5 protein-coding genes and 1 pseudogene are annotated in these 5935 nt (G+C 71.7%); 4 read left to right on the top strand and 2 right to left on the bottom strand.

Annotated elements, in window-relative coordinates:
- The coding region (locus DI269_RS27790; RefSeq protein WP_198667433.1) for a hypothetical protein at nucleotides 1–654 on the bottom strand (654 nt) is incomplete at its 3' end.
- Nucleotides 655–849: 195 nt separating this feature from the next.
- Nucleotides 850–1521: a hypothetical protein gene (locus DI269_RS14190; protein ID WP_112136900.1), complete on the bottom strand. Its 672-nt coding sequence runs from the start codon at nucleotides 1519–1521 to the stop codon at nucleotides 850–852.
- Between the two features lie 193 nt (nucleotides 1522–1714).
- Between DI269_RS14190 and pdhA the strand changes: the two genes are divergently transcribed.
- The 4 genes and pseudogenes from pdhA to DI269_RS14170 all read left to right on the top strand — a co-directional run.
- Nucleotides 1715–2866 (top strand): pyruvate dehydrogenase (acetyl-transferring) E1 component subunit alpha, encoded by a 1152-nt coding sequence (gene pdhA / locus DI269_RS14185; RefSeq protein ID WP_112136898.1) that lies wholly within the window; start codon nucleotides 1715–1717, stop codon nucleotides 2864–2866.
- On the top strand, nucleotides 2863–3837 hold the full coding sequence (locus DI269_RS14180; protein ID WP_112136896.1) for an alpha-ketoacid dehydrogenase subunit beta: 975 nt from the start codon (nucleotides 2863–2865) through the stop codon (nucleotides 3835–3837). Before pdhA ends, DI269_RS14180 begins: the two co-directional genes overlap by 4 nt.
- 10 nt (nucleotides 3838–3847) lie before the next feature.
- Nucleotides 3848–5185 (top strand): dihydrolipoamide acetyltransferase family protein, encoded by a 1338-nt coding sequence (locus DI269_RS14175; RefSeq protein ID WP_112136894.1) that lies wholly within the window; start codon nucleotides 3848–3850, stop codon nucleotides 5183–5185.
- Between the two features lie 454 nt (nucleotides 5186–5639).
- Nucleotides 5640–5935 (top strand): annotated as a pseudogene (locus DI269_RS14170) (light-harvesting protein); the annotation flags it as partial.

Genomic DNA, 5935 nt, shown 5'->3' with positions numbered 1-5935 from the left:
GTGCGGGTTGATCGGGGAGCGGCCCGCCCGCGGGGCGGGGACGTGGCCGCGCGGGACGTCGACCGCCGCGACCACGGGCCGCACCAGGCGCACCGTCGCGTCGTGGGTGCGCAGCGGGCTCGACGGGAAGAGCGCGGCCGTGACCGGCGCGGGGACGACGGGGAAGGCGCCGCTGGGGGACAGCAGCGGGTTCATGCGCTGCGGCCGGGGCTTCCCGGCGGGCCGGGCCGTGGCCTTGGGGCGGCGGAACGCCCGCGCGAGCAGGGCGTCCACCCGCCACACCCGCTTGGCGTGGCTCGCGGGGAGCCAGAAGTGCCAGCGGCGCGGCTCGGTCGCGCCGGGCCCCTCCAGGACGGTGAAGTTGAGTTCGACGCCGGGTCCGGCCGGGTCGGCCGACCAGCGGAGGTTCTCGATCGCCGCGACCGGCGCGTCGAGGCACAGGCGCACGCGCCCCAGGAGCCGCGACTGGCGGGTGACGACCATGCGCTCGCCGGTGAGCATGAGGACGTGGTCGCCGCGGTCGAGGCCGTCGGAGCCGACGCACCGGCTCAGCAGCGACACCTGGTCGCTCGGCTTGATGTTGCGGCGAAGGAGCGGAACGTGCCGGGACAGCGCCGTCGTGGTCAGGCCGGCTTCGGCCGAACTCGCCAGCATGCTGCGAGAGAAGAGATCCATTTGCTTGTACCCCACCTAGATCCGTGAGCGCGTTGATCGCTCGGCGACGCGCTCTCGAAGTGGGTAACGGCAATCCGCATATGCAGGTTACGGCTGCGAGGTGGCCTTCCCCACAACTCACCCCTTCGGGCGAGCGGGATCCGCCGGACGGACGGGGCGACGGCGGAGCCGTGCTCAGTCCTCGGATTCGAGCGGATCCTCTTGGGGCGCTTGGAGGTCCGCTTGGAGGTCGAGTTCGGGTTCCGGGGACGGGTCCGCGCCGGACGAGTCGTCCCACGAGTCGCCCCGGCCTTCGTCCCAGTTCCAGTCCGGCCGGTCGGCTTCGTCCCAGCCGCTGTCCCAGCCGTCATCCCAGTGGTCGTCCCAGTCGTCATCGCCGCCGTCCCAGTCGTGGCCGGGGTCCTCGGGTTCCCCGGTCGACTCCTCGGGGGCGCACGGCGGCTTGTCCTCGTCGACCGGGACGAGCTGCGGCGGTTCGCGCTCCTCCTCGGACTCCTCCACCGGCGGCCCGGGCGCGTCCTCGGGCTCGGGCAGCGGCCCGGCCTGCGGCTCCGCGGGTTCGGGGTCGATGCCCGCGCCCGGCTCGGCCAGGCCGTCGGGGACGGGGTCGCCGCCGGCGATGCCCTCGATCCCGCCGGGGTCGGCAGGGGGCTCCTCGCCCTCGATGACGACGGTGCCCGACTCGATCTCGACGGGCTCGGCGCCGTCACCGCCCGTGTAGAGCCCGCGCGTGAAGGTCCACCCGATCATGGCGAAGGACGCCACCGTGCCGGCGCTCACCCCCACCAGGGCGAACCAGATCCCCACCGGCCAGCGTCCCCCCTGGTCGCTGCCTCTGCCGCGCACCGCGCGCTCCTTCCCGCCACCCCCGTGCGACGAAACGGCCGTTCAGGGCCGATGATGTCGATGAATCGACGGTCCTCGGCTACTCAGTGTCAGACTTCAGTCCCGAATAGTAATCGGGTGAAGGGTGTGACGCGCACCGCCCAGGGCTTTGGGATGCTTGGATGTACCGGAATACGAATATGAGGAGGCATCAATGGGCGACACACAGCGTCCAGCCAAGAAGACGGCCAAGAGCCGTCCGAAACCCGCCTCGACGAACGAACCACAGTTCGTGCAGCTGCTCTCACCCGAGGGCGGCCGAGTCAAGCATCCCGACTACGACATCGACCTGAGCGACGACGAGTACCGCGGCCTCTACCGCGACCTCGTCATCACCCGCGAGCTCGACGCGCAGGGCACCGCCCTCCAGCGCCAGGGGCAGCTCGGCCTGTGGCCGAGCCTCCTCGGCCAGGAGGCCGCCCAGGTCGGCTCCGGCCGGGCCCTCAAGCCCCAGGACACCGTCTTCCCGGCGTACCGGGAGCTCGGGGTCCAGTGGTGCCGGGGCATCGACCTGATCTCGGCGTTCGCGCTCTTCCGCGGCACCGACCTCGGCGGCCGCGACACGGCCGCCGACCGCTTCAACATGTACGCGATCGTCATCGCCTCCCAGACCCTCCACGCCGCCGGGTACGCCATGGGCGTCGCCATGGACGGTGCGCTGGGCGAGGACGGCGAGGCCGTCGTCGTCTACCACGGCGACGGCGCGACCAGCGAGGGCGACTTCAACGAGGCGCTCATCTGGGCCGGGGTGTTCAACTCCCCGCTGGTCTTCTTCTGCCAGAACAACCAGTACGCGATCTCCGAGACGAACGCGCGCCAGTTCCGGCTCCCCCCGCACCGCCGCGCCGAGGGCTTCGGCGTCCCCGGGATCTTCGTGGACGGCAACGACGTCCTCGCGACCTACGCGGTCACCCGGGACGCGCTCGACCGCGCCCGCCGCGGCGAGGGGCCGAGCCTGATCGAGGCCTACACCTACCGCATGCAGCCGCACACCACCTCCGACGACGCCACCCGCTACCGGGACGAGGCCGAGCTGGACTTCTGGCGCGCGAAGGACCCGATCGTCCGCTACCGCAAGTGGCTGGCGGCCGAGGGCCTGGCCGACGAGGCGTACTTCGCGCAGATCGACACCGAGGCCGGCGAGCAGGTCCGGGCGCTGCGCGCCCGCGTCATGGCGCTCACCGACCCCGAGGTGTCCGAGATGTTCGACAACGTGTACGCCGAGATGCCCCCCGGCATCGCGGCCCAGCGGGCGGAGGCGGTCGACTTCCAGGCCTCGCTCGAGGAAGGGAGCGACCTCCGATGACGACCATGTCCATGATCAAGGGCCTCAACGAGGGGCTCCGCCGCGTCCTGGAGGACCAGCCGAAGTCGCTGGTCATGGGTGAGGACGTGGGCCGCCTCGGCGGCGTCTTCCGCGTGACCGACGGCCTCCAGAAGGACTTCGGCGCCGACCGCATCATCGACACCCCGCTGGCCGAGTCCGGGATCATCGGCACCGCGATCGGCCTGGCCATGCGCGGCTACCGGCCGATCTGCGAGATCCAGTTCGACGGCTTCGTGTACCCCGCGTTCGACCAGCTCGTCTCGCAGCTCGCGAAGATCCCCAACCGCTCCGCCGGGCGCATCCGCCTGCCCGTCGTCGTCCGCATCCCCTACGGCGGCGGCATCGGCGCGATCGAGCACCACTCGGAGTCGCCCGAGGCGTACTTCGCGCACACCGCGGGCCTGAAGGTCGTCACCTGTTCCAACCCGGCCGACGCCTACTGGATGATCCAGCAGGCCGCCGCCGGCGACGACCCGGTGATCTTCTTCGAGCCCAAGCGCCGCTACCACTCCAAGGGCGAGGTCGACACCGAGCAGGCCGGGCTCGACCTGTACCGGGCCCGCACGGTCCGCGAGGGCCGCACGGCCACCTTGATCGCCTACGGCCCCACCGTGGACGTCGCCGAGAACGCCGCGGCCGCCGCCGTCGAGGAGGGCCTCGACCTGGAGGTCATCGACCTGCGGTCGCTGTCCCCGATCGACTGGGAGCCGCTGTTCGCGTCGGTCCGCAAGACCGGCCGGGCCGTGGTCGTCCACGAGGCGCCCGGGAACGTCGGCATCGGCGCGGAGGTCGCCGCCCGCCTCACCGAGGAGTGCTTCTACTCCCTGGAGGCCCCCGTCCTGCGGGTGACCGGCTACGACGTCCCTTATCCGGCGAGCCGCCTCGAAGACGACTACCTTCCGAACCTGGACCGCGTGCTCGACGCCGTCGACCGGTCCCTTGAGCACTGAGGAGGAGCACATGGGTCAGAAGATCACGTTCAACCTGCCCGACCTCGGTGAAGGACTGACCGAGGGCGAGGTCGCCGCCTGGCTCGTGGAGCCCGGCGGAGAGGTCAAGCTCAACCAGCCGTTCGTCGAGGTCGAGACCGCCAAGGCCCTCGTCGAGGTCCCCAGCCCCTACGACGGGGTGCTCGCCGAGCACCACGCCGAGGCCGGGGAGACCATCGACGTCGGCAAGCCGCTCGCCACCTTCGAGGTCGAGGGCGCCGACGCGCCCGCGCCGCAGAAGGAGGAGCGCACGCCGAACCTCGTCGGCTACGGCGCCCGCGAGGCCGGCTCCAAGCGCCGCAAGCGCAAGGGCCCGGCCGAGACCCCCGCAGCCGAGGCCCCGGCCCCGGTCGCGCGGTCGCTCGCGCCGGTGACCCCGCCGTCGGTCATCGCGCCTTCCTTCACGCCGCCGCCCGCGCCGGCGCCGGAGGTCCCGACCGGACCGGTGCTCGCCAAGCCGCCGGTCCGAAAGCTCGCCAAGGACCTCGGCGTCGACCTCGCGTCGGTCGTGCCCACCGGCCCGAACGGGACGGTCTCGCGCGCCGACGTGGAGGGGGCCGTCGCGGCTCCGGCCGCGCCCGCGCCCCAGCGGGTCGCCGCCTCGGCGGAGGACCAGCGCATCCCCATCAAGGGCGTGCGCAAGCTGACCGCGCAGAACATGGTGGCCTCGGCGTTCACCGCGCCTCACGTCACCGTGTTCCTGACCTGCGACGTCACCGGCATGATGGAGACGGTCAAGGAGTTCAAGGCGCGCAAGGAGTTCGCCGACGTCAAGGTCACGCCGCTGCTGTTCGTGGCCAAGGCGGTCCTGCTGGCCGCCCGCCGCCACCCGATGATCAACGCCCGGTGGGACGAGGCCGCCCAGGAGATCGTCGTCAAGCACGACGTGAACCTCGGCATCGCCGCCGCCACCCCGCGGGGCCTGGTCGTCCCGAACGTCAAGGCCGCCCAGGACCTGACCCTGGTCGAGCTGGCCGAGGCCCTCACCTCGCTGGCCCGCACCGCCCGGGACGGGAAGACCTCGCCGGCCGACATGTCCGGCGGGACGCTCTCGATCACGAACGTGGGCGTCTTCGGCATCGACACCGGCACCCCGATCCTGCCGCCCGGCGAGTCGGCGATCCTCGTGTTCGGCGCGGTCCGGCCGCAGCCGTGGGTCCACGAGGGCGAGATCGCCGTGCGCCAGGTGACCACGCTCGGGCTGTCCTTCGACCACCGGCTCATCGACGGGGAGCTCGGTTCACAGTTCCTCGCCGACGTCGGTGCGTTCCTATCGCACCCAGGGGAAACGCTGCTGGCTTGGACGTGATCAAGCGCACCAGGGAATCGTTGGCGGATCTCATCGTTCGGTGTTGTAATTGAGGCACGGAAACAACGAGGAAACATGACTTCGAAGTTTCCGCGTCTCAAGTCCTGACGGAGCTCGCAAGCCGGGAACCGTCCGGGAACACAGGGACCGCGAACTTTTCTCCTCCCAATGGGTGTGGATGACAGCGCCGAGTCGCCACACCGCGGAGACCCTCTCCAGGGGGTTCTCACACCGGCCGGGCGCCGCGTTTGCCATGAGGGGTGGGCAACCGCTGGCGCCCGGCCTTTTCTCATGCCCGCAGAGGCAGTCCTCCCCGCGCTTCTCCACCGCCGTAAGGCGCCTTTTGTCGTACCCGCTTAACCCTGTCGAGTGATCGCTGGCGTCCCTGCGGTACCGTGTTGCCGTCTGGCGTGCCCCCAAGACGCCAGGCCGGAAGCAGCATTGAGGAGCAGCCGTGACCTCCGAGCAAGGCAACCCGCCAGCAAAGGGCGAGGCCCCTGACGACCAGAGCGCAGCCGATCAGGGTGCCGCGGACCAGGCCGCACCCGCGGCCGACGCCGCCGAGGCGAGTCCCGCCGCGGAGGCCGTGAGTCCGGCCGAGGAGGCTCCGGCGCCCGCCGTCGAGCCCGAGTCCCCGGCGGTCGAGGACAGCGCGGCCGAGGAAGGCGCGACCGAGTCGGTCCCCGCCTCGGCGCTCGCCGACGCGGACGTCCCGCCCGCTCCCGCCGCGGAGCCCGCTCCCGAGCCCTC

This window comes from Glycomyces dulcitolivorans, assembly GCF_003265355.1.
In the GTDB taxonomy this organism is placed as follows: Bacteria; Actinomycetota; Actinomycetes; order Mycobacteriales; family Micromonosporaceae; genus Glycomyces; species Glycomyces dulcitolivorans.
This window is presented reverse-complemented; position numbering and strand designations above follow the sequence as displayed.